We start from the raw sequence: 3,601 nt of genomic DNA on the forward strand, positions 1-3,601 counted from the left end.
ACAGCAGCTCAGCGTAGGTCAGGACGCCCGAACCCGGGTACCCCGGCTCGGCGGACGTGCTCATCCACCGGGTCTCGCGGCCGGTGACAACCGTTGGACCGCCACTGCGTGGCAACGACAAGCAACCGACGGCACAACCGGTGTCAGGCAAGGAGAACACAAATGGATCACAATGTGATGTCGGATTGCGACGGATGCACGCGGCGACTGTGTCGCGGTGAGCCGGATTGATCCGAGCGTGGGAGGGTAGTGGCGCCGTGATGTCAGCCGTCCAACCGGGCGGCTGTGGAGCACACGCCAGGAGGAACCGTGGACCTGTCTCTCACGACCCGGGTGGAAGGGGACTTCACGATCGTCGTCGTGGGCGGCGAGATTGATGTCTACACCGCGCCGAAGCTGCGCGAGCAGCTCATCGATCTCGTGTCGGGTGGGTCATACCATCTCATCGTCGACATGGAAGGCGTCGAATTCCTGGACTCGACCGGCCTCGGTGTACTCGTCGGAGGCCTCAAGCGAGTCCGCGCACACGAGGGGTCGCTGCGCCTGGTCTGCACCCAGGAACGGATATTGAAAATCTTCCGGATCACCGGTCTGACGAAGGTCTTCCCCATCCATGCCTCCGTCGAGGAAGCGCTCGCAGCGAAGGACTAGGGCCTGTCCGATGACTATTGGTCGATGCGGGCGATGATCCAGAAGGCGGCCTGCCAGGCGTCGGAAGCCGGACGGTCCTATGCTCGGTCATTCCAACTACGCCAGAACGGTCAACTACCCCAGAACACCATCTCCGCATCGAGAGGCAGGTAAGCGACGCATGGCCACCGTCGAGTTGCGCTTCGCCGCCCTGCCGGGCCATGTCCGCACAGCCAGGATGATCGCGGGTGCGGTCAGTCGACGTTCGGGGGTACCCGACGAGCTCATGGACGAGGTCAAGCTCGCGGTCGGCGAAGCGTGCGCCCGGGCCGTCAGCGTGAACCGCCGGTTCGACCCACAGGCCCTCGTGATCGTCCGGATCGGTGATGATGACGACGTGTTCGAAGTATCGGTGTCCGACTGTGGGCCGGGAGGTGGCCAGATTTCGCCCGCTCACCCCGACGGTCGGGTCTCCACGCCAGCACTGATCAATATCGACTGCGCTCAGGCCGACGATGAAATCAGCGACGAGCTGTCCTCGGTGGTTCCCACCGGGCTCGGTCTCGCCCTCATCCAAGGCCTGGTGGATGACGTCACCATTGCCGCGCGGCCAGACTCGGCCGGAACGGTTGTCACGATGCGCTGGCCGATCAGTAAGACGGCGGACAGATCGATCCTGGCGATCTGACCCCGGTCCGCCACCGCCGAGGCCGTCCCGGACCACCAGACGAGCCAGTGCACAGCTTTGCCTCGACAGCTTCATCCACCATAGCTACCCGAATGACCTGCGCCACGTGTCAAACCGTAACATTCACCCACCGGGGCCACTCGAAAAGCGAGCGCGTGTTACAGCCGTATGGATAGACTGCGCCGCATCGCACACTCGGTCGATCAGGCCGGGTGGGATGCCGTGAGTGCTCCCCATGGTACCGGACGGAGGTTCGGGGGGAACGCGGGCCAGCGCGCTAGTTGCCGTATATCGGTGCGACAGCGGGCCGGGTGACCACCCGGGCCTGTCCCAGCCGGCAGTCATGCCGGCAATCGCACCCCATGCGTCGACGTATGCGCATGCCCGGCGTCCCTTCACACCCGGACGGTGACCTCGGTGACGTCGTCAGGTGCGACGTCGGGCCGTGCACGCCCATCGCGACGCCATAATGGCACCGGGCGAACACGGAGGGTGCACCGACCTGACCGGGAGGGCCCATGGTCCCGCTCCAAGCCGAGGCAGGTACGAAGCCAAGTGCTGTCGCCATTGAACTTAGCGGAGGTCAGCTCGGACTGGTCGCTGGTGTGGCAGCCGTCGCAGCGATCGCATTGGTAGTTGCCGGCTACCTGGTCCGCGAGGTGCTCGCCGCGAGCCAGGGAAGCCCCCAGATGATCGAAGTCGGTCGCGCCGTTCAGGAAGGCGCCGTAGCCTATCTGCGCCGGCAGTTCATCACAGTGGCGGGCTTCGTCGTCGTGATTCCCTTCGTGCTGCTACTGCTGCCGGCGGACACTACCGGCGCCCGGGTGGGACGTTCGGTTTTCTTCGTCCTCGGGGCTGTCTTCTCCGCGCTTGTCGGCTTCGTCGGCATGTCGCTTGCCACCCGGGCGAACACCCGTACCGCCGCCGCAGCCATCCACCAGGGGGAGCGCGCCGCCATGCGGATCGCCTTCCGCACCGGCGGCGTGGTCGGGATGTTCACGGTCGGTCTTGGGCTGCTCGGAGCGGCGGTCGTCGTGCTGGCATTTCGTGATACGGCCCCGCAGGTCCTGGAGGGATTCGGGTTCGGCGCCGCGCTGCTGGCGATGTTCATGCGAGTCGGTGGAGGTATCTTCACCAAGGCTGCGGACGTGGGAGCCGACCTCGTCGGCAAGGTCGAACAGGGCATCCCCGAGGACGACCCGCGCAACGCGGCCACGATCGCCGACAACGTGGGCGACAACGTCGGTGACTGCGCCGGCATGGCCGCCGACCTGTTCGAGTCCTATGCGGTGATGCTGGTCGCCGCGCTGATCCTCGGAGTCAAGGCCTTCGGCGAAAACGGACTGGTCTTCCCACTGCTCGTGCCGGCTGTGGGCGTACTCACCGCGATCATCGGAATCTTCTCGGTCGCCCCCCGCGCCGGTGACCGCAACGGCATGGCGGCGATCAACCGGGGCTTCTTCATCTCGGCCCTGGTCTCCGCCGTCGGGGTCATCATCGTTTCGTTCGCCTACCTGCCGGACAGCTTCTCCGGTTTCCCCGGTCTTGAAAACAGCAGCCAGAGCGGCAACCCGCGGTTCATCGCGATCACCGCAGTCCTCATCGGCATCGTGCTGGCCGCAGCCATCCAGCTACTCACCGGATACTTCACCGAAACCAACCGCAGACCGGTCCAGGACATCGTGAAGGCGTCCACGACCGGTCCCGCCACCAACATTCTTTCCGGCATCGGGGTCGGGCTGGAGTCAGCCGTCTATTCGGCGTTGCTCATCAGCGCGGCGGTGTTCGGCGCATACCTGCTCGGATCCGGCAGTACCACGGTGGCACTGTTCGCCGTAGCTCTGGCCGGCACCGGCCTGCTGACGACAGTCGGAGTGATCATCGCCATGGACACCTTCGGGCCTGTCAGCGACAACGCCCAGGGCATTGCCGAGATGTCCGGTGCAGCCGCGGACGGCGAGGGTGCCGCGATCCTCACATCCCTCGACGCGGTCGGTAACACCACCAAGGCCATCACCAAGGGCATCGCGATCGCCACCGCGGTGCTGGCCGCCACCGCCTTGTTCGGATCGTTCACCGACACGGTCAACGCGGCACTCATCAGCGCCGGCCGGACTGTCGAGGGCTCGCGTACCCTCAATATCGCCTACCCCGATGCGCTGGTCGGACTCATCATCGGTGCCGCGGTCGTGTTTCTGTTCGCCGGACTCGCGATCAATGCGGTCGGACGCGCCGCGGGGCGGGTGGTCGAGGAGGTACGTAACCAGTTCCGAACGAAGCCAG

General features: G+C 65.5%; 3 protein-coding genes. All 3 read left to right on the top strand.

The features are described from left to right. Positions 1–309: 309 nt before the first annotated feature. Entirely contained in the window at positions 310–651 is a 342-nt protein-coding gene (locus U9977_RS26345; RefSeq protein WP_322751973.1) for an anti-sigma factor antagonist, read from the top strand. A gap of 160 nt (positions 652–811) precedes the next feature. Beyond that, a complete protein-coding gene (locus U9977_RS26350) occupies positions 812–1,318 on the top strand; it encodes an ATP-binding protein (RefSeq protein WP_322751974.1) in 507 nt (168 codons plus the stop codon). A gap of 518 nt (positions 1,319–1,836) precedes the next feature. Then, a partial coding sequence (locus U9977_RS26355) for a sodium-translocating pyrophosphatase (protein ID WP_322751975.1) occupies positions 1,837–3,601 on the top strand: 1,765 nt, incomplete at its 3' end.

This window comes from Protofrankia sp. Cas8 (assembly GCF_963555845.1).
Taxonomy (GTDB): Bacteria; Actinomycetota; Actinomycetes; order Frankiales; family Frankiaceae; genus Protofrankia.

Excerpts from the sequence above, each read along its gene's own strand:
- U9977_RS26350 (WP_322751974.1), top strand. The coding sequence starts at position 812 with ATGGCCACCGTCGAGTTGCGCTTCGCCGCCCTGCCGGGCCATGTCCGC.